We start from the raw sequence: 24,528 nt of genomic DNA on the forward strand, positions 1-24,528 counted from the left end.
TCCGCCGGGCCGCCGCCGTCGGAATCGCCGCGCTCTGCGAGAAGCCCATTGACCTGGACCTGGACCGCGCCCGCGAAACGGCAGCCTTCGCACAGGAGAGCGGCGTGCCCGTCATGGTGGACTTCAACCGCCGCTTCGACCGCGACTATGCCGAGCTCAAACGCGTGGTGGACTCGGGGGAGATCGGCGCAGTGGAGCTCATCCAGCTCACCTCCCGAGGCCCGTCCATGCCGCCGTTATCCTACATCGCCGTATCCGGCGGCCAGATGCGCGACCAGACCGTGCACTTCTTCGACCTCGCCCGCTGGCTCTCCGGGCTGGACCCGGTAGAGGTCTTCGCCATGGGTTCGGCCCTGGCGGAGCCCGGCATCGCGGAGTACGACGACGTCGACACCTCTGCGGTCACGTTGCGGCTCCCCGGCGGGGCATTGGTCCAAATCGATTCCGTGCGCCGCACTGGCTACGGCTACGACGAACGGATCGAGATCATGGGCTCCGAGGGGATGGTGGAAGCCCGCCGTCACCGTAACGGCGCAGTATCCAGATACTCTCGCAGCACTGTGGTGGACGACGGGCTTCACCCGGGTTGGTTTGAGCGCGTGCAACCGACGTACGCCGCGGCCCTTGCTGCCTTTCTGTCTGCGGTGGAAGATGGCAAAGCCCCGACCCCCTCATTGGAGGACGGATGGAAGGCCCAGGCGATTGCGGAGGCAGCGGCGCTCTCCCTGCGCTCCGGCCGTCTGGAACCCATTAAGTACTGAGCCCTGCTGTGTCCCACCCGCCGACCATGCGGGGTTTAGCCGGTGATGTAAGCCGAGTGAGGAGCTGGGTCGCTCAGCCGATGGGCCACCAATCCGGAAGAAGCTCGCGCAGGTCGTCGAGGAATTCGTCGACGGGCCGCGGCGGGGTTTCCAGGAGGCGCGACTCCAACGCGCCCACCACGCCGTAGGCGATGTACCGGGCAACCATGGATGGTGGGACTTCACGGCCGCCCGGTGCCGGTATTTCGATGGCACGACGGGCGAGCAGCAGGCGGACAGATGCCTCAAAGTGGGATGCCAGCATCGCGTGCAGCGCTCCGGTGCCCGAATCGGTAACCAGGCCCCGGCGGTAGATGTCGCGGTGCCGGTCCACGTGTCTGGCAACATCGGCGGTGACTGCGACGATGGCCGGGCCAATGTCTCCGGGCCCGCTGAGGTGAGTTTCGCGGAGGGTGTCGAGCTCTTCGGACAGAACCTGCCGGAGAAGCGCTGCGGGAGAGGCGGCGTGCTGGTAGAACGTTGATCGGTTGACCCCGGCGGTGGCGGCGACCTGCCCCGCGGACAGTGTTCCGGCGTCGTGCCCCGCTGCGAGGGCAAGGATGGCCGAGGACAGTTTTTCCCGGCTACGCAGGGCCCGAGGGTCACTGGAAGTCTCGGCGGACTGTTTCGGTTCCAGCATTATTCAGGTCACACTCCTCAGTGATCTTGCCCTCCGGCGGTAGAAAATCGGCCGACTCAAGCGTACCGTTCTAACTATCCAACAAATGTCGGATAGTTGCGCCGGTTCATCGTACCGAAGGCCGTCGGCGGCGGATTTGCAGCCCCTTGATTGACGCAACAAAGAGACGCAACACAGACAGGAAGGACATTCAATGCGCGCAATCGTATTCAAAGAATGGAAGCAGTTCCCCGTGCTGGAGGACGTGGCCAGGCCCGTACCCGGGCCAGGCGAAGTGCTGTTGAAGGTAGCGGGCGCAGGTGCTTGCCATTCGGACGTCAGCATTTTCCAGGACTTCACCGCCGAGGTCCCGGGGAATATCACCAAGGGCTTTGTGCTGGGGCACGAGAACTCGGGCTGGGTCGAGGAGTTGGGGGCTCGTGTTGAGGGTATTGAGGTAGGTGACGCGTATCTGGTCTACGGGCCCATCGGTTGTGGGCATTGCAAGGCGTGCTCCCGCGGCCAGGACACTTACTGCGAGAACGCTGCGACCAACCCATACCTTGGCATAGGTTTGGGTCGCGACGGCGGAATGGCGGAATACGTCACGGTTCCCGTCCGCAACCTGATCCCGCTTGGAGATGCAGACCCCATCGCTGCGGCACCGCTTGCAGATGCAGCTCTGACCCCGTATCACGCCATCAAAAAGGCGTTACCGCACCTGAACGGCGGTGGCCGGTTCGCGCTGGTGGTGGGGCTGGGAGGCCTGGGTCAGATCGCCGTCCAGATCCTCCGGGCACTGACTGGCGCAACCATCATTGCCACCGATATGAAGCCCGAAGCGATGGCCAAGGCCGAGGCGGCGGGGGCCCTGACGGTTCCAGGCGGTCCCGACCAGATTTCCCGGATCCGCGAAATCACCGGCGGACGCGGCGTGGACGCTGCGTTCGACTTTGTCGGAGTGACTCCGACGATTGCCACAGCCACCGGTTCCATGGCCCAGGGTGGCCGGCTGACCGTCGTCGGAATTGCCGGCGGCCTGCATGAGTGGACCTTCTTCAACACGCCTTATGAATCCACTATCACCAACACGTATTGGGGCACCATCGAGGAGCTCCATGAAGTAGTGGATATGTACCGGGCGGGGCAGATCGTCCCCGAAGTAGAAACCTTCAGCCTCGAGGACGGTCTCTCGGCCTACCGCAAACTCGCCGACGGGCAGCTGAGCGCCCGGGCGGTAGTAGTCCCGCACCAGTAGTAGTCCCGAGCCGGCACGGTTGGGGACCCCGCTCCTTCTTGGTACTGTTGAAAGCCCCTTCCGGGGGGCTTTCCGCACATTCCAGCGCGGCTTTGGGGGACTTATCATAAGTATGCTTATGATATTGAGTAGAAGGGATCCTGACCGGCAGGGTCGGGATCCTTATTTCCCTGTTGCGGAGAGTAGTCCATGTTCAACTTCCGGCCACTGGCCCGCATCGCCTCGGTCTTGACCACGCCGCTGGCCCCGGAAGACGTCCTGGCGTTGTTCAACCCGGTCTACTCATCGCGCCAGTTGCGCGGGGTCGTCACCAGAGTGGTTCAGGAAACTGCGCAGTCAGTCACCATTTTCTTCCGGCCCGGCCGCGGCTGGCATGCCCACCTCGCGGGCCAGTGGGCAAGGATCGGCGTAGAGCTCAATGGGGTGCGGCACTGGCGATCATATTCCCTGAGTGCGCCGGCCGGTCAGGACCCAGCCATCACTGTCACGGACGTTGGGTCGGTGTCCGGTGTTCTGGTTCGTGAGACCAAGGTTGGTGACATCCTTTTCCTGGCCCCGCCACAAGGTGACTTCGTCCTGCCTGAGCATCCGCGTTCCCTGCTCATGCTTACTGCCGGAAGCGGCATCACTCCCGTCATGTCGATGATTCGGACCCTCGTCCCCGGACGACCCGACGCCGACGTTGTCCTGATCCATTCCTCCCGTGGGGAGGATGACAGTATTTTTCGAGAGGAACTGTTCGAGCTCGCTGATCAGTTTCCCAATTTCCGCCTGGTGCAGTGGCAAACGGGTGGCCGTGGACGCCTGAGCTTGGCGACTCCGGCTGATCTTGAGAGCATTTGCCCTGACTGGCAGGACAGAGCCGCCTACGCCTGCGGCCCTGAGAGCTTCCTGGATGATGCCGAAGCTCTCTGGAACCAGGCAGCGCAGGCAGCCTCAGCGGGCTCGCTGACCATTGAGCGCTTCCATGCCGAGCTCAAGGGGCGGGATGGAGGCGAGGGTGGCTTGGTCACCTTTGAAACATCGGACCGCGAGGTCATGGCCGACGGCGGCGTCCCCCTCCTTGACGTCGGGGAGGATGCGGGCATCCTCATGCCCAGTGGCTGCCGCATGGGGATTTGCCATAGCTGTCTCACTCCGCTGCTTTCCGGCAGCGTCCGCGACCTGCGTACCGGTGAGGTGCGTGGCGAACCGGGTGAACTCATCCAAACCTGTGTCTCGGCTGCCGCCGGGCCCGTCAATCTCAAGCTCTGAGGAGTACCACCGCATGTCAGTAGCTTCGGCCAAAAACCCCGCCACCGCCGTCGGGCTCAAAACGCGGCCCGGCGCCCTTGCCGAGGCGGGTCGACCCACGATGCGTCCTCCGGCGGCTGCGCACTTGAGTGACGAGCAAGTGGCCGAATTGGGACGCGAGCTCGACGCTATCCGCGACGGGATCCTGGCCAAGCGCGGCTCCAGCGATTCGACCTACATCAGGCGCATGATCAAGATCCAGCGGGGTCTGGAAGTTTCCGGTCGGGCGGCGCTGCTCGTCAGCAGGAACAAGGGCGCGTGGGTCACTGGAACAGCCCTCCTAAGCGTGGCCAAGATCCTTGAAAACATGGAGCTGGGGCACAACATCCTCCATGGACAGTGGGACTGGATGCGCGATCCGGACATCCACTCCACCACCTGGGAATGGGACTTCGTCACCCCATCGCGCTCGTGGCAGCACACGCACAACGATCTTCACCACCGCTGGACCAACGTGGTAGGCAAAGACCGCGACGTCGGGTACAACCTTCTGCGGATGGACCCTGATCAGGAATGGAAGCCCTTCAACCTGGGCAACCCCCTCTATAACGCCCTGCTGGCGCCCGTCTTCGAATGGGGTATCGCCATCTACGACCTGGAAATCCCCGAGTACAAGGAGGGACTGAAGTCCAAAGAGGCGATGGTCAAGGACCTCAAGGCACTGGGTCGTAAAGCCGCGAAGCAGTTCGCGAAGGACTATGCGGCCACCCCCGCTTTGGCCATGCTCACGGGCTCCGGGAAGCAAGCCCTTTACGGCACCCTCGTGGCCAACGCCGTACGCAACGTCTGGGCCCACGCAGTCATTTTTTGTGGCCACTTCCCCGAAGGTACGGATACTTTTACCGAGGAAATGGTCGAAGGCGAAACCCGGGGCGACTGGTATGTACGTCAGATGATCGGATCCGCGAACATCTCAGGCCCGCGGTTTATGCATCTCATGACCGGAAACCTTTCACATCAGATCGAGCACCACCTCTTCCCGGACCTTCCCTCGAACAGGTACTCAGAGATTGCACCGAAGGTCCGCGAAATCTGCGATCGTTACGGCCTGAAGTACACCACGGGGCCGTTGTTGAAGCAGGTCGGCTCTGCGTGGGCCAAAGTCTTCAAGCTCGCTCTTCCGCCACAGGGTTAGAGCAGAATCGCTAGCTGCCCTGCATCCCTTCCATTGCCCAGGCGATGAGGGTTAGTTCGAATTCATGAGGCTCTAGCGCGTCGTGCACGTAGGCATCCAATTCCACGGGGGTGGCATTGCCGCCTTCCGCCCAGTATTTGATCCATAACTGTTCAAGCGTGATGGCCTCTCGTTGGAGAAGGTTTCGAGCTGATTGTCGTGGGTCCATTGCAGCTGTCCCGTTGTTGTCGGGGGCCTCCTTCAGAGCTTGATGCGCAGGCTCCTTACTATTCACCGTAAACTCTGCTCCCCAAGACGGGCAAATGCCACTGGCTATTTCGGTGCTTCAGCCGTTGACGTAGCCCATATGCGTGGCGTTGTAGCGATCGCCATGCACTCCTACATTGCGGGCTAGGGCATTGAGGGCGGCAACCTCGTCGGCAGTGAGCGCCACGCGGGTAGCTTGGGCGTTCTCCTTTATGCGTGCGGTACGTCGAGTGCCCGGAATGGGGACGATCCATGGCTGCTGGGCGAGAAGCCATGCCAGCGCGATTTGGGCAGGAACCGCATCCTTCGCCGCAGCGAGTTCGATGACGTGTGCAACAAGAGCCTGATTGGCGGTCAGATTTTCGTCATTGAAACGCGGGACAAGGTTGCGGATGTCGCCCTCGGCGAAGGTGGTGTCCGCGGTAACCGTACCGGTGAGGAAGCCCTTACCCAAGGGGCTGAAGGGAACAAGGCCTATACCGAGTTCGGCAAGGGTTGGAAGTATTTCGACCTCGGGGTCGCGCGTCCACAGCGAGTACTCACTTTGTAGGGCAGCGACGGGCTGCACGGCGTGGGCCCGTCGGATTGTGGCGGCGGAAGCCTCGGATAGTCCGAAGTGTCGTACTTTGCCCTCCGAGATCAGATCCCGGACGGTGCCGGCGACATCCTCGATGGGCACTTCGGGGTCGACCCGGTGCTGATAGAACAGGTCGATGGCGTCGGTACGGAGCCGCTTGAGGGATTCTTCGGCGACTCGGCCGATCTGTTCCGGGCGGCTGTTCAGCCCGATGCTTTCGCCGTTTTGGATGTCCCAGCCAAACTTGGTGGCGATCACCACCTGGTCGCGGATCGGTTCCAGTGCCTCGCCGACAAGTTCCTCATTCACATAGGGGCCGTATACCTCGGCCGTATCGAAAAAGGTGACGCCATGGTCGACGGCTGAACGGAGCACGCTGACCATTTCATCGCGGCTGCCGGGGTTGGGCCCGTAACTTTGGGACATGCCCATGGCACCTAGGCCGATGGCCGATACCTCAAGTCCCTGTCCGAGAGTTCTTGTATGCATGCTGGTGCCTCCATTGTGCTGTTGAATGCGGTGGTGTCTTCGTTTGGAACGTGTTCGTGCCGACCAGGGAGATCCAAGGTGCGGGACGACGGAAGTTGCCCTTAGGGTTGCGTCCCCCTGGGCGAGTCGACGTGCGGCACTATCGGCCCGGCGTCGTTCTGTTGTTGGAGCGTGGCGGCCCAACTGGCGAGGAGCCGTAGGCGTTCCTCGCTGGCAGAGCCAGGTTCGGCTGTGTAGATGAGCATTGACAGGCCCGGCTCTGCGGTTAGCTCCAGGCCTTCATATGTCAGCGTGAGTTCGCCTACCTCATGGTGGTGGAAGCTCTTGGTGCCGGATCCATGCCGCCTGACATTGTGAGACCCCCACCGGATCCGAAACTCTGCACTTCGGGTGGAAAGCTCCCCAACCAGGTCGTGAAGCCGTTTGTCCTCCGGGTCGCGTCCCGCCTCAGTTCGCAGGATTGAGACGGTGACGTTTGCGGCCGCGTCCCAGCCCGGATAGAAATCCTTGGCCCGTTCGTCGAGGAAACAGAACCGCGCCAGGTTGCCCTGCCCTGGACCGTCGAAGACGTGATCGTAGAACGCCCGTCCCAGCGCGTTGGTGGCGAGGATGTCCATCCGGCCGTTACGCACGAATGCCGGCCCTTCCGTTATCACGGCGAGGGCGCGTGTCAGGCTTTCCCTCGCCACCCAATTCTGCGACTTGCGCTTGCGCACGGCGCGGACAGCGCCGTTGGCGATACGTGAAAGGTCGAAGAGGTGTTCGCGTTCAGCGTCGTCCAGTTGGAGGGCCACCGCAAGTGCATCGAGAACAGCATCTGAGACCCCGGAGAGATTCCCGCGCTCAATCTTGGCGTAGTACTCGACGCTTACAGCGGCGAGGGCTGCTACCTCGTTTCTTCTGAGACCCGTGACGCGGCGGTTCCCGGTAACTGCCAGCCCGGCCTGCTGGGGGGTTACCCTCGCACGGCGGGACATGAGAAATTCTCGAACTTCATTCCGGTTGTCCACGTTCCCAAGGCTACGACGTCCACACGTTGCGAGGGATGCCCTGCTGGTACGCCCCTCAGCGGTGACTCCCATAACTGGCGTCGTTGAGGTCCTATGGAATCTCAACACCCGCAGGGCATGCGGCCGCTGGCCGGTACACGCCCAACTGGCGAGGGAACCCATACACGAAAGGAAAAGACATGGCGAAGGACCCACGTGCAGGATGGACCGGCGGGCAAAACGCGTTCGGTGACTTTGCGCCCGGAATGGTCCACTACACCGACAAGGTGCTGTTCGACGAAGTATGGGAACGCGCGGGCTTGTCCAAGAGAGACCGTAGCCTGATCACCGTCGCTGCATTAACGGCTACGGGAAAAGCCGATCAACTGACGTTTCACCTCGACTATGCACGCCAAAACGGGGTAACCGAAGAAGAATTGAAGGAAGTCATCCTCCACCTCGCCTTCTACACGGGCTGGCCCAACGGAATGAGCGCGATGACCGTGGCCAAGAAGGTCTTCACCAAGGAGAAGTAGGGTAGATCTCCATTTCCCGCTGCCCGTCCGGTTGCGTTCCGTTGGGCGGCGCCCCCCCTGGGAGTCCAAGCGCTTCCGCTCCGAAGCCGCTGCTGAAGCCGAAGCCGTTGCCGGCGTCGCTGCGCTGTTGCGGCTGACTCTGCTTGACAGGGCCAGGTTGGGGACCACGAAGAGCCGGCCCGGAATGCCGAAACCGGTGGCCTCAACCTCCTGCAGCAGCGGGCCTGAGGAACTGTTGAGTTCGGCTGCCGGCAACGCAATGGAAGATGCCATTCCGATAAGGACTTAAACGACGCCGGCAGTCAGCAGGGTGCCGAAAAGGGCTTTCGGGTACACGCGGTTGACGCCTCGAACCTCTTCGGCGACGTGGGCTGAAGTCTCGAATCCAACGAAGGATCAATAGGCAGCGGAGATGCGGCCAGGATTCCAGCCCCCGGCGAGACTTCCGGATTGAATAGCTGTCATGACCACGTTGGCGCGAACGGACTCTTTGACGCCGCGGGCGTTCAGCAAACCGACCCGTAGCAGGAAAGCCAAAAGTTGTCGGCGCCGGCGGTGGGTCCAGGAAGGGTTTGAGGTAATCGCCGGCGAAAGCCAAGCTCAGCCCCGCGGCGCTGGTCACGCCGGCGCCCACGAGCGCATATATTCCTGCTCCCAGGACGTCGCCCAGTATCGAAGCAAGGCCGCTTTGTGATGTAGTGAACATCACCCTAGGATTAGTAAGCAAGCTTAGCTTCCGGGTTAAGGCAGCGAATCAAAAGGAGAACAAATCGTGCCAGTTGAGGACAATACCGTGATTCCCGGCGCTCCCTCCAGTGAGCCTCCCACAGTCGACGAGCCGACGACCCCACGTGAGCCTTTGCCTCCCAAGCCCGATCAGCAAGCACCGGAGGCGGTCTCCCCGACGGGAAGCCCGACGGGCGCGCCACTGAACTCGCGCGCGCAGTCGGGTCAGTACCTGACCACTGCCCAAGGGCTCCGGTTGGGGGACACCGATCACTCCCTACGGGCAGGCACCCGCGGACCTGTTCTGCTTCAGGACCACCATTTGCGGGAAAAGATCACCCACTTCGACCACGAGCGCATCCCGGAACGGGTTGTCCATGCCCGCGGCGCAGGCGCGCACGGCGTGTTCCGTTCCTACGGCACGGCATCGAAGATCACGAAGGCAGGGTTCTTGGCGGCCGATGTGGAGACTCCGGTCTTTGTGCGCTTCTCGACCGTGCTGGGCTCCCGGGGTTCAGCGGACACGGTTCGGGACACCCGCGGTTTCTCCACCAAGTTCTACACTGACGAGGGCACCTACGATCTTGTCGGGAACAACATTCCGGTCTTCTTCATCCAGGACGGCATCAAATTCCCTGACATCATTCACGCTGGAAAGCCGCATCCTGATCGGGAAATACCCCAGGCCCAGAGCGCCCATGACACGTTTTGGGACTTCGTATCCCTGCACACCGAGGCCCAGGCCCACACGATGTGGAACATGTCCGACCGCGGCATTCCCCGCTCGTACCGGACCATGGAAGGGTTTGGTGTCCATACTTTCCGGTTGGTCGCCGCGGACGGGAGCACCACGTTGGTGAAATTCCACTGGAAGCCCAAACAGGGCGTGCACTCGCTTGTCTGGGAGGAAGCCCAGATCATCAACGGCATGGACCCGGATTTCCACCGCCGCGACCTTGCTGACGCCATTGAGTCGGGCGCCTACCCGCAATGGGAGCTTGGCATCCAGACCTTCCCGGACACTGAGGACCAGATGTTCGAGGGCATCGATCTGCTGGATCCGACCAAATTCATTCCCGAGGAATTTGCGCCTGTCCAGCCGATTGGGCTGATGACGTTGAACGCAAATCCGACGAACTTCTTTGCGGAGACCGAACAGGTAGCGTTCCACCCGGGACATCTGGTCCCTGGCATTGACGTCACCAATGACCCGCTCCTTCAGGTCCGTCTGTTCTCCTACCTGGATACCCAGATCTCCCGGCTGGGCGGCCCGAACTTCGCGCAGATTCCCATCAACCGGCCGCAAGCACCCGTCAACGACATGCTTCGCGACGGGATGCACCAGACGGCGGTACACAGTGGGGTCGCCCCGTACCATCCAAACTCCCTCGACGGCGGTTGCCCCTTTATGGCCGGACAGGACGTTGGAGCATTCGTGGATGTTCCCGAGGCCCTTGCGGAGTCCATTAAGGAACGGCGCAACCCGGCTTCGTTCGACGACCACTTCAGCCAGGCCCGGCTGTTCTTCCGGAGCATGACCCCGGTGGAACAGGACCACATTGTGCAGGCGTACACGTTCGAGCTCGGCAAGTGCTACGAATCCAACGTCAGGGAACGGCAACTCATGGCCCTGGCCAACATCGACGCCGGGCTTTGCGCCGCCGTCGCCCGTGGACTGGGTATGCCGGTTCCCGGGGCCACGGTCCAGGTCCCCGATTCCGAACCGAGCGCGGCCTTGTCGCAGGTCGGCGGGACGTGGCCGGCTGCGGGCCGCGTAGTGGGGATTATTGCTGACGACAGCAGCGACCTGTCCCAGGTTGCCGCTGCACGCGAAGCCCTGGATGCCGAAGGCATCACGCCCTTGGTTGTTGCACCGGTTGGCGGGTTCCTGGGCGCGGAGGACGGCGCCGCCGTCGCCGTCCAGCGGACCTACCTCACCGCCCGATCCACAGAGTTCGACGCCGTTATCGTCGCGGGAAGCGGGGCTCCGGCGCCGGACGCAGCAGCGGGAAGGGACGCCAAGGCCGGCGCACCCTCACCCGGTCTTGATCCCCGGGTAGTCCTTCTGCTCACGGAAGCGTTCCGCCATGCCAAGGCCATCGCGGCGTGGGGAACCGGTGCGACGGCTCTGGAGGCGGCCGGTATCCCTGCAGACGGTACCGGGGTCGTGGTCGGCGACGCGCCGGACGCCGTGCTTACTCCAGTCCAGGAACTGCTGGCCGCCCACCGGGTGTGGGAACGATTCCCTGCAGCAGGACCGAGCAGCAGCGAGGCCTGACAGGGACGCGGGATCAGGGCAACCGCATGACATGATCTGCACGGCGGGCCGGCATCAATTCCGATACCGGACCGCCGTGCAGTGTGCCCGCGGCGGCCGCCGAATAGTGCTTCGCGAGGGCACGCGGGTTTCCTGACCGGCGTGCTTTACGCGGCCTTTATGCTTGGGTCATGTCTACTGATGAAGAAAAAGACCCACCTGTACCCGCCGACGTGGAGGGCAAGATTCCGAAAAAAATACATGACGGCCCAAACGATGACAAAGCACCGGACCACAAGCCCAAGGAGGAGGACTAGCGTTCTCGTCAGGAACGGTTTCCAGGGGGTCGAAGGAGATTGATGGCGGCGGCAGAAGCTTCGCAAACGCCCGGCAAGTGGGAAGTGTTCCACCAGAAATTCGTGGTCGAGGAGCGTTACATGGAGCCCCGCGCCAGAAAGGCGCTCTACTCAACAGCCGCGATGTTGGCACTCCTTGGCGTGACGCTCTTTGTGGTGACACTCATGGGCGTGCTGCAGAAGAATGGGCTCGCACTGGACGACGCAGCGGCTGAAAGCGGACTTCTGGCCATCCGTTCAGAGCCACTGACGGTGGTAATGATCGTTTTGGCAGTCGTCTTCGGGCCAATCGGGTTGCCGATCATTGTCTTGGTTGTCACCGTCGCATGGGGATTGCTGGCCAAGCACGCATGGCGCCCGATGCTTCTTGCCGCTGCCATGCTCACGGGGGTGGGGTTGGCGCAGATCATCGGCCGGTCAGTGGCTCGGGAGCGGCCTCCGGTGAGCCTGATGCTTTTCGGAGCTGACACGACATTTTCCTTTCCGTCCGGGCACGTTCTTGGCGCCTCGGATTTCCTGCTGGTCCTGACGTTCCTTGTTTTCTCCCGGCACCGAAACCCGAAGATCGCCGTCATCAGTTTTGTGTGTGCCGGCGTCGGTGTCGTCCTGGCGGCACTTAGCCGGATTTACCTCGGTTATCACTGGCTCACTGACGCAGTGGCGTCGGTGGCATTGTCGCTGGTGGTGCTCGGGGCGGTAATTGCCCTGGATACCTGGCGCACCGCTCGCGTCCCCGGCGAAACAGTCACAGGGGAACTCGCCGACCCGGAGTCCTAACGTCGCTTCTATAGGTGCCGTTGCGGTTCAGAACGAGTGGACAGCCACCCGGGTGGGAGAGTCCAGTATTACAGTGGATGTATGGCTGCCAGCCGCAATCCGCTCGATGACCTCCGGGAGTCCATAGGCCATCTGGCCAATCAGCTCAAGCTGCCCGGTTCGGAGCGTGTGGACGATCTGGTCGGGGACCTCATCGGTCCCAGGCCCGGTCCAGCCCGGCCGCTGTACGAGGTGCAGGCTGAGCTCGACGCCTTGGTCGGGCTCGAGACCGTGAAAGAACAGGTCCGCGCACTTGTGGCGCTACTCCAGGTTCAAGCCCGACGTAAGGCCCACGGTCTGCCGGAAGTAGCCACCTCGCAGCACCTGGTGTTTCTCGGAAACCCAGGCACGGGCAAGACTACGGTCGCACGGCTTCTCGCCGAGATGTATCGCGCTGTCGGCTTGCTGCAGAAGGGCCATCTGGTGGAGGTCGATCGTTCGGGGCTGGTGGGGCAATACGTGGGGGCTACAGCCATCAAGACAGACCGGGTGATCCGGCGGGCGCTGGACGGCGTCCTGTTCATCGATGAGGCGTACTCCTTGGCCCCGGAAGACGGTCGTACAGACTTCGGCCCGGAGGCAATCGAGGTCCTGCTCAAAAGGATGGAGGACCATCGGCACAGGCTGGTCGTGATCGTGGCCGGGTACCCGCGGCTGATGGAGTCATTCCTGCTTTCAAACCCGGGACTGCGTTCCCGGTTTGCCCGCGAGATCACGTTTCCGGACTACTCCGTGGACGAACTCCTGACGATCTTCCAGCGGATGTTGGTCCAACATGAGTACACGTTGGAGCCGGGCGCGGACCACATGCTGCGCCGGATACTCAACGGGCTCCATGCGGGAGAGGACTCCGGTAATGCCCGGTTCGCCCGCACACTGTTTGAGCAGGCGCTTAATCGGCAGGCGTTGCGGCTCTCGCTCAACGAGGAACAAAGCCTCGATTCCCTTGACCGCGACGCCGTCATGACCCTCACCGCAGCGGACATCGTCGAGGCCGCCTTGGCGCTTGGCGAGGAGCCGGAACCGGAACCAACGCCGGAACCGGAACAACCGCGTTGGTGGCGCTGGCTGGCCTGACACCGGCCGTTAAGGATTCATCAAGACCGGCCACCGCAGGGGAGTGGCGGTGCTATGTTCAGCAGAGAACAGGCCAGGAACGCCCGCGGAAGAGGCCGGAATGACAACGATGAGCCGGCCACCGGCGGATCCGTCAGCATTGCATCACGACGCGCGGAGCCGTTTCCGGAGCTGGCTTCTCTTCGGGCTTCAGGACAGCAAAGGCACGCATCAGGGACCCGGCGCGGTCAGCGACGCCCACGCTAGGAAGCACACCTGGTGGCAGGTCATGTGCCTGACCGGCGTCGATTACTTCTCCACTCTCGGCTACCAGCCAGCCATTGCTGCCTTGGCCGCTGGCGTCATCTCGCCCTTGGCAACACTGGTTTTGGTAGCCGTTACGTTGCTCGGTGCCTTGCCCGTCTACAGAAGGGTGGCCGGCGAAAGCCATCGCGGTGAGGGGTCGATCGCCATGCTGGAGCGTCTGCTGCCCCGGTGGGGCGGAAAATTGATCGTGCTGGTCCTGCTGGGGTTTGCGGCCACGGACTTCATGATCACCATGACGCTCTCCGCCGCCGACGCCACCGCGCACCTGATCCAAAACCCCTTGGTGCCCGATTGGTTGCACAACCAAAATGTGCCCGTGACGCTGTTCCTTTTGGCGCTGCTGGGAGCGGTTTTCCTTCGGGGGTTCAAGGAAGCAGTGAATATCGCCGTCGTTCTGGTTGCGCTCTACCTCAGCCTTAATGTCGTCGTGGTAGCCGTGTCCATCTTCGAAGCGGTCATGCACCCCGTAGCCATCAATGACTGGTGGCTCGAGCTCACCACCTCCCACGGGAACCCGCCGCTCGCTGTGGGAATCGCCCTGCTCGTCTTCCCTAAGCTGGCGCTGGGACTTTCAGGTTTCGAAACTGGTGTGGCGGTGATGCCGCAGGTCCGGGGGAAGGCCGGTGACACTGAGGAACGGCCTATAGGCCGCATTCAAGGAACACGTCGGCTGCTGACGACTGCCGCCGTGATCATGAGCAGTTTCCTGATCACGACGAGTTTCACCACCGTCGTACTGATTCCCCAACAGGAATTTCAGGCCGGCGGTGAAGCCAACGGGCGTGCGTTGGCATTTATGGCCCATGAGTACCTTGGCGTCGGATTCGGCACGGCCTATGACATCAGCACGATTGCCATTCTGTGGTTTGCTGGTGCGTCCGCCATGGCCGGGTTGCTCAACCTGGTGCCCCGCTACCTGCCGCGCTACGGCATGGCTCCGGAATGGGCCAAAGCTGTGCGGCCACTCGTGCTCGTTTTCACGTTGGTCGGTTTCCTGATCACCGTCATCTTCAACGCCGACGTCGATGCGCAAGGTGGCGCGTACGCCACCGGCGTGCTGGTGCTGATGATGTCGGCGGCGACGGCCGTGACCCTCTCCGCCCGCCGTCGTCACCAAGGGAAGCGGACAGTGGCATTCGGAATCATTGCAGTGGTCTTTATCTATACCGCCGTGGCCAATATCTTCGAGAGGCCCGAGGGTCTTCGAATCGCAGCAGTGTTCATCGCCGGCATCATCGTCGTCTCATTCCTGTCACGCGTCCGCCGTTCCTTCGAGCTCCACGCCACCAGGGTCCACCTGGACGAGCAGGCTCTCGGCTTCATCTCAGAGACCTGGGAAGGACCCATCCGCCTTATCGCCCACGAACCACTCCGGCTGACCCCGCAGGCCTACAGGGAAAAGTTCGAGTCCGCCGTAGAAGTAAGCCACATTCCTGTCGGTGAACAGCCCTTGTTCCTGGAAGTGGTCGTGGACGACTCATCGGACTTTGAGACTGAGTTGGCGGTTCACGGCATCACCCGGCACGGCTACAGGATTCTGGAAGTCCACGGTCCCGTGGTGCCCAACACGATCGCTTCCGTGTTGCTCCACATCCGTGATGTGACCGGGCTGATGCCACACGTCTACTTCCGCTGGACTGAGGGGAATCCCGTGATCAACCTCCTGAAGTTCCTGTTCCTGGGGGAAGGCGAAATTGCGCCGGTGACACGGGAGGTGCTGCGTGAGGCCGAACCCGAGGTCAGCCGGCGCCCGTGGGTCCATGTAGGTTGACTCGACGTTACGGGGTCCGGGGTGGAATCACGAGGGGAACAAGAGGCGTAACGGTGAACGGCTTGGCCAACAAAGGCTCCACGGCTTCCACAAAGGCCGTCACATGGACTTCCTGGTTGTGCGCTTCAAGGTCCCCCCTACTGACCCACCCCTCAAACAGCACGAAGGTGCCCGGTCGCTCTTCATCAGAGAAAACGGTGTACTCCAGGCATCCGGGATCGTTGCGGCTTAGGGTTTGCAGGGAGCGGAGGGCTTCCTGAAGTTCGGCTTCACGCCCTGCTTTGGCGATGAAAACCGGCTTGAGCCACACTTCTGTGGCCCTTCCGTGGGTTGGCATGGGACGGGACATCCTGTCTTCCTAAATTTGTTCAAGGAGTGGGAAGGACGGGGGATTCCCCCGTCCCTCCCAGAGTGGATCACGCGTTGATCTGTGGAACTTCCACCCAAGATTCTTTTGCCGCTGATTCGACGATGGCGTCGTCGATGAGGGCTACTTGATAGCCGTCAGCGAAGTTGGGGTTCACAGTCCCGCCTTCGGCGATTGCCTTGAAGAAGTCGTAGGCTTCGATAATTTTCGTTTCCCCGTAGCCGATGCCCAGGGCCGGAATGGGCCAGAGGGCGTCGCCGTACGGGTGGGCCGGGCCTGTGTATACGGTCCGGAATCCACGACGGTCGGCCTGGTCCGACGCGAAGCACACCTGCAGTTCGTCCCGGCGCTCGTAGTTGAAGACAATGCTGCCTTCCGTGCCGTGGATTTCGAAAGTGATGTAGTTGTTCCTTCCGTGCGCGTTTCGTGTCGCTTCGACGGATCCGACCGCTCCGTTGGCAAAGCGGATCATGGTCATCACTTCATCATCGACATCAACCTGGCCGCGTGGACCTTCCCCACCCCGAACCGTACCGAGTGCGTCGGCACCGCCGGCCTGCAGCGGACGTTCCGGGATCCATGTCGAGAGGACAGCATTGACGGCGCTGAACTCCCCAACGAGGTACCGGGCCATGTCTATGACGTGCGTTGCAATGTCGCCAAGCGCCCCAGAACCGGCGATGGACTTCTGGAAGCGCCATGAGAGCGGGGAATTCGGGTCGGCACTCCAGTCCTGCAGGTACGTTCCGCGGAAACTGAGGATTTGGCCGATGGACCCTTCTTCGATGTACTTCTTCGCCAAGGCCACAGCGGGGGTACGCCTGTAGTTGAAGGCGACCATGTGGACAATGTCCTTGTCCTTGACGGCCTCGTACATGGCTTTGGACTCTTCGCCGGTGCGTGCGAGCGGCTTCTCGCAAATGATGTGTTTACCGGCTTCTGCGGCTGCGATGGCGATTTCCGCGTGAAGGTGATTGGGAGTGGCGATGTCGACGACGTGGATTTCGGGATCGTCGATGATGCTGCGCCAGTCTGAAGTGGAGGTTTCGAAGCCGAAACGGCGGGCCGCTTCGTCGGCAAGCTCCGGAGTCGCCTCCGCGATCACCTTTCGAACCGGCAGCGCCGGCGCGGGCCAATAGAACATGGGCATAGCGGCGTAGGCGAGGGAGTGGGCTTTGCCCATGAACCCTCCGCCGATGAGGCCGACATTGAGGTTCTGCATGTGAATCCTGTTCCTTCCGAAAGTTTGCGGGTCTGGCCGATGAAGGCTTCCCCAGTGGTGATTGGGTGGTTAGAGGAGTTTCTCGAGGTACTTTTTGCTGAGCTCGGCCGCTGCCCGGGGGTCGCCGTCGTAGTTGTCCAGTTCGACCATGAGCCAGCTGTCGTATCCGCTTTCGCGGATGGCGGCGATGATGTCCGGGAAATCGAGTTCGCCTTCGCCGAGCGGCAGGAAGTTGAACGGGTCCCGCTGGAAGTCCTTGAGGTGAACGTGCTGGATTCTGTCGGCGTATTTCCGGATGACCGCGGCCGGGTCCGCACCACCAGCTGCGAGATGTGCGGTGTCCGGGCAGAAGCCGATCCTGGTGAGGGGCATGAGCCGGTCCAACTCATCGGGGCTCTCAACGATCGTGCTCAAGTGGGGGTGGTAGCTTGCCGATAGGCCAAAGCTTTCGGCAATGTCGGCAACCCGGTCCAGCGCGTGGCCCAGGCGGTGGTAGTCCTGGTCCGTGGTCCCGGACGCACGCCGCGCTCCGCCCCCAACGACCAGCCGTTCAGCCCCAAAGTTCGCCGCCAATTCCGCTGCAGTGTAGAGCCGGTGCACCTCATCAGGGAGGATATCGGTGTAAATGAAATTCGCTCCAGTGTAGACGCTGGTCAAGGCCACACCGTTACTGCTGAGGACCTCCTTCAGCTCCTCAGGCTTGTCGGCGTACTCTGCGAGGTTGCCGTCGAACATCTCAACACCCTGGAATCCGACCGAAGCGATGTCCTTGACGGCGTCCCGCATTGATCCATGGGTCAGGTAAAAGAGGTCTTTGACGCTCGTCACGCCTTGGGCGTGACCGACGACGCCGCCCCAGGTGATGGAGCAATATCCGAGTTTCATTGCATGGTCCTTTCGAGTGCAGGGGAGGTCATGGGAGATTCGAGCGTGTACTCGGGGACGCGAACGTCGACCCACGATTCTTCCCTGGCGGAGGTGACGACGGCCTCTGTCAGGTGTGCCGCCCTGAGGCCGTCGTGGAAGGTGGGGAGGCCCTCGGGTTTGTGGCCCCGGACGGCGGCATATGTGTCTGCGACGAAAGCGTTGAAGCTGTCCTGGTATCCCTGGGGATGACCTGGCGGAAGCTTGGCGTAGCGCCGGCCGCCGCGGGTGGTCAGCGTCTGCGGCCCCACGGGGACGGCGGAGGTGGAATCAACGCGACCTATGTGCAGGGTGTCCGGTGATTCCTGGTTGAAACTGAACGATGCATCAGTTCCGTCGAAGGAGAACCACAGGCGGTTTTTCCTCCCAGGGCTGACCTGGCTGACCACCAGCGAACCCGTGGCACCCTTGTCGGTATCGAACAGGAGGGTTGCGCCGTCCTCGGTGGCCACGGCGGACAGTTGTCCCCGGGTTTCGCGCTTGTCATAGGCGCGGCCCGTCCTTGCCATGATCCTGGTGATGCGATGTCCCGTGGTGAACTCCATCAGGTCGCACCAGTGCACGCCGATGTCGCCAAATGCCCTGGACCCTCCGCCCAGCTTTGGATCAACCCGCCAGTTCGTCGCGTCGGCACCTGCCAGCCAGTCCTGGAGATAGGAGCCGTGCAACAGCCAAAGGCGGCCTGCCTCGCCGTCGAGTATGCGGTCGCGTGACTCGCGGATGGCCGGATAAAACCTGTAGACGAAGGGCACCGCCGTGACGACGCCTGCCTGGTCTGCGAGGCGGGTCAGTTCGCTGGCATCCTCGACGCTGGTAGCCAGAGGTTTCTCGCAGATAACGGCTTTGCCTGCCGCAATGGCCTTGCGTGCCAGGTCCGCGTGGGTTGAATTCGGAGTGCAGATATGGATGACGTCAACGTCGTCCCGCGCGATCAGCGCCTCAGGGCTTTCGGCTGCGGCCAGAGCGCCGAACCGTCCGGTTGCCTCCTCGGCGGCGGCCTGACTGCTGGCGGCAACTGCACTGATGGTGCTCCCCGCCGCGCGTACCGCGTGGGAATGGACGGCGCCCATAAATCCGGTGCCGATGATCCCGGCGCGTGGAGTGGAAGACATGGGAGCGTTACTTCTTCCGGGCAAGGGCGACAGCCAGGATGATGATTACGCCGCGGACAACCTGCTGCTGGCTGCTGTCGAGTCCCGCCAGGATCAGGCCATTGTTGATCAAGCCAATCAGCAACGCGCCAAATAGTGTCCCGACGATCGAGCCGAAACCGCCGAACAGGCTGGTGCCGCCGAGGATGACTGCCGCGATGGCGGAGAGTTCATCGCCGGCTCCCCACTGGAATCGGCCTGACTGGAGACGGCCGGCGTAGAGCATCCCGGCAACACTCGCGACCATCCCGGAAATCAGCAGCACCTGGAACTTGATGCGCTTGGTATTGATCCCGGTGAAGTCGGCGGCGTTGCGGTTGCCGCCTGTGGCAAGGACCTGTCGGCCGAACCTGGTGCGGTTGAGGACGACGGCGCCGATGGCTACGAAGATGGCGCTCCAGACAACAAGGCCTGGAATGGGCCCGAAGTTGCCCGATCCGAAGAGCGTATTGAACGTATCGTTCAGGATGGGCTGCGGGGCCGAGGCCGTGATCCACTGCGCCACCCCGACAGCTATTCCCAGCATGCCAAGGGTCACCAGGAAGGACGGGATACCGAGGAGGCTGACGAGGGCACCGTTGATGGATCCGACCACCAGACCGACAGCGAGGCCGGCCAGAATGCCGGGAACCAGGCCCCACTGGGAGAGTGCCATTGCAGTGCAGACGCTTGACAGGCCGGCGACGGATCCCACGCTCAGGTCGATTTCAGCGCACGCGATGACGTAAGTCATGCCTACGGCGATGACAGTGATGGTGGCTGTCTGCCGAAAAATGTTCAGAAGGTTGTTTGGCGACAGGAAACCTTGGTCGCGCAATAGAACGGCGAAAAAAAGAAAGACGACGACGAAGCCGATGTAGATAACGTAGCGTCGCCAGTCAAGTTCCTTAAGGATCGTGCCTAGTGTGCGGCTAACCCCGGTATCCCGGGATGCGATGGTGTTTGTCTTGCTCACTGTTCATACTCCCTGGACTGCAAGTTGGAGATATTCCTCGTCAGCGATGCCGCTGCGGGGGATGTCACGGATGATTGAGCCGTCCTTCAGGACGAGGACGCGGTCGCTGACCGCTAGTAGTTCCGGATATTCGGAGGAGATGACGATGACGGCCTTGCCTGCGCTGGCAAGCTCACGGATCATGTCCAAAATTTCACTCTTTGTGCCGATGTCGACTCCCGCCGTCGGCTCGTCGAGGATCAAAATATCCGGGTCAGTACCCAGCCACTTCGCGATAACGACCTTCTGCTGGTTGCCTCCGGACAGCAGCCGCACGGGGCGATGGGGATGAGCCACTTTTACTGCGAAGCGCTTGATCAGTGAAGTGGATAACGCCTTGGCCTTGGAGCCATCCAGGAGCCCGCCCCTGCGGATCTGCCCAAGCAAAGGCAACAGCAGGTTGTCCTGCACCGAGTGCTCCAGGACAAGGCCTTGAGCCCGACGGTCCTCCGGAATCAGGGCGACGCCGGCGTTGATGGCCTGCTGCGGCGAGGACAGAGATACCGCCTTGCCGCGGATCAGGACCTGCCCACTGTCCAGTTTGTCTATGCCAAAGAGGGCGCGTGCAAGTTCGGTGCGTCCACTGCCCATGAGCCCGGCCAGCCCGAGGATCTCGCCGGGCCGAAGTGCAAAGGATACGTTCCGCACACGGGGGCCCGCGTTCAGGCCCCGCACTTCCAGCAGGGGCTCAACCTCGTGGGAGACCTCATTTCGCGCACGGTAGCTGAGATCGCCCTCGACCTTTTTTCCGACGATCCCTTCCACGATCTGTTCAGGTGTGACGTCGGATAGTGCCTTGGTAAGAAGGTGTTGTCCGTCGCGCAATATGGTGATCCGATCCGCGAGCCTGTACACCTCATCCATTCGGTGGGAGATATAGATGATGGAGATACCTCGCCGCTTCAGGCGGTCAATCAGCTCGAAGAGGGCTTCACACTCATGCCGGGCCAGGCTCGCCGTGGGTTCATCCATGATCAGAACCTGGGCGTTCTGCGAGAGGGCCTTGGCAATTTCGGTCAGCTGCCAATAGGCCGTGCCCAGCCGGGAGACCTCGGCGCTGGGGTCGACGTCCACTTCCATCTCGGCAAAGACTTCAGTGGCCCGCCTTACCGCGGCACGGTCATCGATGAGGCCGCCCCGGCCCAGCGGTTCAGCCGCCAGGCAGATGTTCTGGGCGACAGTCAGGCTCGGCACGAGGCTGAATTCCTGGAAGACCATCCCGATTCCTGCTGCCTTCGCGTCGTGGATCGACGTGATGGAAGCTTGCTTGCCTCCGATGAGTATCTCCCCGGCGTCCGCCTGGTAGACGCCCTGCAGGATCTTCATGAGCGTGGACTTGCCGGCCCCGTTGCCGCCTGCAAGTGCGTGCACTTCTCCCTTTCGAACATCGAAACCGACATCCTTCAGGACGGAGACGCCGTTGAAGCTTTTGAAGATGGAGCGCATCTGGACAACATTGTCTGCGGTGTTCATTTCTGCCCTTTCGGTGCCGGTGCGGGAGTTGTGGGCCCCCGCACCGGTCGGGTCTGCCTAACGCTTGTAGGACTCTTGGATGTCCTTGGGTGCGTCCTCGTGGTAGACCTGCTTCCATGCTTCGAGGACGTTGGAGTGGTCCACAGGAAGGGCACTCAGGGCAACATATGCCGGGGCTTCCTTACCGATCAGTGCCCCTGCCGCCAGCCGGGCTTCGGTGACACCCTGGTCGAAGGGGACCTGGGCGCCGAGGCCGACGACGAGTTCGTTCTTGGCCAAGGCGATGGCCACGTTCTTTCCGAGGTCTTCTGTGGCGATCTTCAAATCCTGGCGGCCTGCGGCGCGCGCTGCGGCCATGACCCCTTCTGCGGGGACATCCCATACGGCCCAGATTCCGGCCAGGTCGGGATACTTACTGATCATTGCGTTGGCAGCCGCCTGGGCGTCTCCCGCAAAGTCCGGGCCAGCGATACCCTTTTCTTCCACGATCTGGATCTCCGGGTATTCCTTGGTGATCGTGTCCTTGAATCCTTCGTGGCGCTGTTTGGTGACGAAGAAGTCGGCCTGGTGGTAGACGAGCCCGACCTTTCCCTTTCCACCGAGCGCTTTTGCCATTTGGTGGGCTGACACGACGCCGTTGCCGTAGTTGTCAGCGGAGACCACCGAAACATAATCCTTGCCGGCTGTCAGTCCCTGGGGGACGTTGTCCATGAAGACGAGCTTGGTGCCGGCGGCCGCTGCTTTTTTGTATGCGGAGGCTGTGGCCACAGGGTCTGTGGGGATGGAGATGATCACGTCCGGGTTTTGCGTCATGACTGTTTCGATGTCCGAAACCTGCTTGTCCGGCTTGAAGTTCGCGTCTGTAGTGGCGATGACCTTGATGCCGAGCTTGTCCAGTTCGCTCTTGAGTCCATTGACTTGGGCCGTGGCCCAGTCATTGCCGCCGTAGTGCATCACGATCGCTGCTTTGGCGTTCAGGCCCTTGATCTTCTCGATCTCTTCGGGCGTCAGGTCAGCCACGGATGCCGGGGACGGCGTCTCGCCGTTAGGTCCTTTGCTCAGCACCTGGCCCTTGATCTTTTCCAAGGCCAGTTGTGCCTTTTCAGACACGCCTGAATCGGGGGCGTTTGAGGCGCCTGTTGCCGAACTGCTGCACGAGGTGACGGAAAGTGACAGGACTGCTGCCACGGCCAGGAGGGGAAGCCTGCGGATCATCATTGTTCTCCAGTGCTTTTGAGTGGATGGATGGTTTTGAATGTCAGGCGAGAGCCAGGGCCAGTGCCGTTGGAATGGGCGACAGTACCAGCCCGCCTGTTGCCGCCGCGGTCCGGACAGCGCCAGCTTTGTCTGATGCCCTCAGGAGGGCTTCGGCATGCGCTTTCTCGACGAAGAAGCCAACTGAACATGGCCCGTGGTTGGACTGGACCCATGTCACCGCTTCGCCTGCTGCGGTGCTATTTCTCTGGCATCTTTTGCGACAGGGCCGCCGATGGTGGAGACCGTTTCGGCCGAGCCAAAGTCGTCGACCGTGATGACCAGGCTGGTCCATAGGCCGACGCCGTCGAAGACGCCCAGTACTGCGGTGGAACCGGGGGAGACAAAGGTGCTTACTGCCCCGCCAAGGTCGTTGCGGGCAGCGTCCGTAAGGAGCACTTCCAGATTCGTCCACTGGTCGTGGTCGATATCCCGAAACCCGGCGGTGGGGTTGAGCGCGAGTACGTCTGCGACACTGCCAGGCATTGCGCTCCTTCCTCATTGAATATCCGGGTCGTAAATGTCAACGAGATTGGACCGTAAACGTTTACGGAAGTGATCGTAAACGTTTACGGTCATGAGTGTCAAACCTCACACCAGAACAATGCATCGCGTTGGAGAGTCGATCCGTCAACGTAGGATGAGGAGGCACGAAGTCCGCCGCCGGTGTTGGTACGGCGGCGCGAGACAGGAGAGAGCATGGCAGACGCTGGAGTCACGCACGGAGCGAATGGACGTGGTCCGGAAGTCTCGTTACGCCGGAAGCCAACCATCAACGATGTGGCCAAAGTTGCCGGAGTCTCGTTTGGGACCGTCTCACGCGTCCTCAACGACGCACCGGACGTCAGTGCCGCCACCCGCCAGCGCGTTCTGCAGGTTATTCAGGACATCGGATATCGCCGGAACAGGGCGGCAACCGCGCTGGTCACGAGCAGGTCCACTTCCATTGGCATCGTCACTGACGGTTCCCCCCGGTTCGGCCCCGTCGGGACACTGATGGCTTTGGAAAACATCGCCCGAAAGAAGGGCTATGCCACAACAGTTATCAGTGCCGAAATGCCGTACGCCGATTCCGTACAAGCGGCGCTCGACACCCTCGATGACATTGGCGTTGGCGGGATCATCGTTATTGCACCGGTGGTGGATATGGCATCAGCTGTCTGGAACGCCACGTGCCGGGTTCCCGTGGAGATGATTGCCGCGGGAGCGTCGTCGACCCCCAACGTCTTCACATACTCCGAGAACCAGGAGCTTGGAGCCCGCCTGGCCACCCAGCACCTCATCGACCTGGGCCACACCGACATTGCCCATCTGGCTGGCTCCATGGACTGGTTCGACGGACGGATCCGAAAGCGGGGCTGGGAGTCCGCGCTGCGTGACGCCGGGCTGCCGCAAGGGTTCTGCGCGGAAGGGGATTGGAGCCCGCGATGGGCATACGAAACCGGCGTCCAGCTTGTTCGGGAAGGCAAAGTTCCCCAGGCGATTTTTGCTGCGAGCGACCACACTGCCCTGGGACTCATCCGCGCCTTCACTGAGAATGGCGTGCGTGTCCCGGAGGACGTCAGCGTGGTCGGATTCGACGATATCGAAGGGTCGGACTATTTCCTTCCGCCCTTGACCACAGTGCGCCAGGACTTCACCGCTTTGGCGCTGATGAGCATGGAGGTGCTGGTTGGAGCCATGGAGGGGCGGGAGGTGGACCGCACGCCTACGGCGCCCACACTGGTTGTCCGCAACAGCTCCACCCGTGCAGCGTCCGGACGTGTCTCCCCAGCAAAAGACAGCTGACGTCCTGCGGTCCCGCTGCCCTCCGTGGTTAGGTTCCGGCGGCGGTAAACTGCCGCAGGGAGGGAGGCGGACAGGTCACTTTCGGCCCTGTCCGCCTCCGCCCG

At 62.0% G+C, this 24,528-nt stretch carries 23 protein-coding genes; 11 read left to right on the top strand and 12 right to left on the bottom strand.

All coding sequences use genetic code 11. The annotated features are described in order from the left end of the window. Positions 1-761 (top strand): Gfo/Idh/MocA family oxidoreductase (locus LRQ04_RS17755; protein WP_235521631.1); only part of this gene is annotated, 761 nt, incomplete at its 5' end. A 73-nt stretch (positions 762-834) separates the two neighbouring features. On the opposite strand, the gene LRQ04_RS17760 is transcribed toward LRQ04_RS17755, so the two are convergent. Beyond that, complete coding sequence (locus LRQ04_RS17760) at positions 835-1,440, bottom strand: TetR/AcrR family transcriptional regulator (RefSeq protein ID WP_235521632.1); 606 nt, start codon at positions 1,438-1,440, stop codon at positions 835-837. 193 nt (positions 1,441-1,633) lie between these two features. On the opposite strand from LRQ04_RS17760, the gene LRQ04_RS17765 reads away from it, so the two are divergent. The 3 genes from LRQ04_RS17765 to LRQ04_RS17775 all read left to right on the top strand — a co-directional run bounded on the left by LRQ04_RS17765 (position 1,634) and on the right by LRQ04_RS17775 (position 5,105). Next, positions 1,634-2,677, top strand: coding sequence for an NAD(P)-dependent alcohol dehydrogenase (locus LRQ04_RS17765; protein WP_235521633.1), 1,044 nt, complete (start codon positions 1,634-1,636; stop codon positions 2,675-2,677). Positions 2,678-2,866: 189 nt separating this feature from the next. Then, positions 2,867-3,931 carry a ferredoxin reductase gene (locus LRQ04_RS17770; RefSeq protein ID WP_235521634.1) on the top strand — a complete coding sequence of 355 codons (1,065 nt, stop codon included), beginning with the start codon at positions 2,867-2,869 and terminating at the stop codon, positions 3,929-3,931. A gap of 13 nt (positions 3,932-3,944) precedes the next feature. Next, positions 3,945-5,105 carry an acyl-CoA desaturase gene (locus LRQ04_RS17775; RefSeq protein WP_235521635.1) on the top strand — a complete coding sequence of 387 codons (1,161 nt, stop codon included), beginning with the start codon at positions 3,945-3,947 and terminating at the stop codon, positions 5,103-5,105. A gap of 10 nt (positions 5,106-5,115) precedes the next feature. Here LRQ04_RS17775 and LRQ04_RS17780 read toward each other — a convergent pair whose 3' ends face one another. The 3 genes from LRQ04_RS17780 to LRQ04_RS17790 all read right to left on the bottom strand — a co-directional run bounded on the left by LRQ04_RS17780 (position 5,116) and on the right by LRQ04_RS17790 (position 7,427). Then, entirely contained in the window at positions 5,116-5,379 is a 264-nt protein-coding gene (locus LRQ04_RS17780; RefSeq protein ID WP_235521636.1) for a hypothetical protein, read from the bottom strand. A 51-nt stretch (positions 5,380-5,430) separates the two neighbouring features. Further along, positions 5,431-6,417, bottom strand: a complete 987-nt coding sequence (locus LRQ04_RS17785; protein WP_235521637.1) for an aldo/keto reductase — start codon at positions 6,415-6,417, stop codon at positions 5,431-5,433. A gap of 101 nt (positions 6,418-6,518) precedes the next feature. Then, complete coding sequence (locus tag LRQ04_RS17790) at positions 6,519-7,427, bottom strand: helix-turn-helix transcriptional regulator (RefSeq protein ID WP_235521638.1); 909 nt, start codon at positions 7,425-7,427, stop codon at positions 6,519-6,521. Between the two features lie 179 nt (positions 7,428-7,606). Here LRQ04_RS17790 and LRQ04_RS17795 point away from each other — a divergent pair, with 179 nt between their 5' ends. The 6 genes from LRQ04_RS17795 to LRQ04_RS17820 all read left to right on the top strand — a co-directional run bounded on the left by LRQ04_RS17795 (position 7,607) and on the right by LRQ04_RS17820 (position 15,251). Beyond that, the gene (locus tag LRQ04_RS17795; protein ID WP_235521639.1) at positions 7,607-7,942 is read left to right on the top strand and encodes a carboxymuconolactone decarboxylase family protein; all 336 of its coding nucleotides are present in this window, start codon (positions 7,607-7,609) and stop codon (positions 7,940-7,942) included. 772 nt (positions 7,943-8,714) lie between these two features. Further along, positions 8,715-10,946 (top strand): catalase, encoded by a 2,232-nt coding sequence (locus tag LRQ04_RS17805; RefSeq protein ID WP_235521640.1) that lies wholly within the window; start codon positions 8,715-8,717, stop codon positions 10,944-10,946. 170 nt (positions 10,947-11,116) lie between these two features. Then, entirely contained in the window at positions 11,117-11,242 is a 126-nt protein-coding gene (locus LRQ04_RS20625; protein ID WP_255774361.1) for a hypothetical protein, read from the top strand. A gap of 42 nt (positions 11,243-11,284) precedes the next feature. After that, positions 11,285-12,058, top strand: a complete 774-nt coding sequence (locus tag LRQ04_RS17810) for a phosphatase PAP2 family protein (RefSeq protein WP_235521641.1) — start codon at positions 11,285-11,287, stop codon at positions 12,056-12,058. An 81-nt stretch (positions 12,059-12,139) separates the two neighbouring features. Further along, on the top strand, positions 12,140-13,174 hold the full coding sequence (locus LRQ04_RS17815) for an AAA family ATPase (RefSeq protein WP_235521642.1): 1,035 nt from the start codon (positions 12,140-12,142) through the stop codon (positions 13,172-13,174). Positions 13,175-13,274: 100 nt separating this feature from the next. Continuing rightward, positions 13,275-15,251, top strand: coding sequence for an amino acid transporter (locus LRQ04_RS17820; protein WP_235521643.1), 1,977 nt, complete (start codon positions 13,275-13,277; stop codon positions 15,249-15,251). A gap of 7 nt (positions 15,252-15,258) precedes the next feature. Here the strand turns inward: LRQ04_RS17820 and LRQ04_RS17825 are convergent, their stop codons facing one another. The 8 genes from LRQ04_RS17825 to LRQ04_RS17860 all read right to left on the bottom strand — a co-directional run bounded on the left by LRQ04_RS17825 (position 15,259) and on the right by LRQ04_RS17860 (position 23,122). After that, positions 15,259-15,588, bottom strand: a complete 330-nt coding sequence (locus LRQ04_RS17825; protein WP_235521644.1) for a putative quinol monooxygenase — start codon at positions 15,586-15,588, stop codon at positions 15,259-15,261. A gap of 79 nt (positions 15,589-15,667) precedes the next feature. Further along, positions 15,668-16,840, bottom strand: coding sequence for a Gfo/Idh/MocA family protein (locus LRQ04_RS17830; protein WP_235521645.1), 1,173 nt, complete (start codon positions 16,838-16,840; stop codon positions 15,668-15,670). Positions 16,841-16,909: 69 nt separating this feature from the next. Continuing rightward, positions 16,910-17,725, bottom strand: coding sequence for a sugar phosphate isomerase/epimerase (locus LRQ04_RS17835; RefSeq protein WP_235521646.1), 816 nt, complete (start codon positions 17,723-17,725; stop codon positions 16,910-16,912). Next, on the bottom strand, positions 17,722-18,876 hold the full coding sequence (locus LRQ04_RS17840) for a Gfo/Idh/MocA family protein (protein ID WP_235521647.1): 1,155 nt from the start codon (positions 18,874-18,876) through the stop codon (positions 17,722-17,724). Before LRQ04_RS17840 ends, LRQ04_RS17835 begins: the two co-directional genes overlap by 4 nt. Before the next feature lie 7 nt (positions 18,877-18,883). After that, the gene (locus LRQ04_RS17845; RefSeq protein WP_235521648.1) at positions 18,884-19,870 is read right to left on the bottom strand and encodes an ABC transporter permease; all 987 of its coding nucleotides are present in this window, start codon (positions 19,868-19,870) and stop codon (positions 18,884-18,886) included. 3 nt (positions 19,871-19,873) lie between these two features. Further along, the gene (locus tag LRQ04_RS17850; RefSeq protein WP_235521649.1) at positions 19,874-21,382 is read right to left on the bottom strand and encodes a sugar ABC transporter ATP-binding protein; all 1,509 of its coding nucleotides are present in this window, start codon (positions 21,380-21,382) and stop codon (positions 19,874-19,876) included. Between the two features lie 57 nt (positions 21,383-21,439). Beyond that, positions 21,440-22,492, bottom strand: a complete 1,053-nt coding sequence (locus LRQ04_RS17855) for a substrate-binding domain-containing protein (RefSeq protein ID WP_235521650.1) — start codon at positions 22,490-22,492, stop codon at positions 21,440-21,442. A gap of 321 nt (positions 22,493-22,813) precedes the next feature. Continuing rightward, a complete protein-coding gene (locus LRQ04_RS17860; protein ID WP_235521651.1) occupies positions 22,814-23,122 on the bottom strand; it encodes a hypothetical protein in 309 nt (102 codons plus the stop codon). A 213-nt stretch (positions 23,123-23,335) separates the two neighbouring features. Between LRQ04_RS17860 and LRQ04_RS17865 the strand changes: the two genes are divergently transcribed. Beyond that, positions 23,336-24,424, top strand: coding sequence for a LacI family DNA-binding transcriptional regulator (locus tag LRQ04_RS17865; RefSeq protein WP_235521652.1), 1,089 nt, complete (start codon positions 23,336-23,338; stop codon positions 24,422-24,424). Positions 24,425-24,528 lie beyond the last annotated feature (104 nt).

This window comes from Paenarthrobacter sp. AR 02 (assembly GCF_021538675.1).
Taxonomy (GTDB): Bacteria; Actinomycetota; Actinomycetes; order Actinomycetales; family Micrococcaceae; genus Arthrobacter.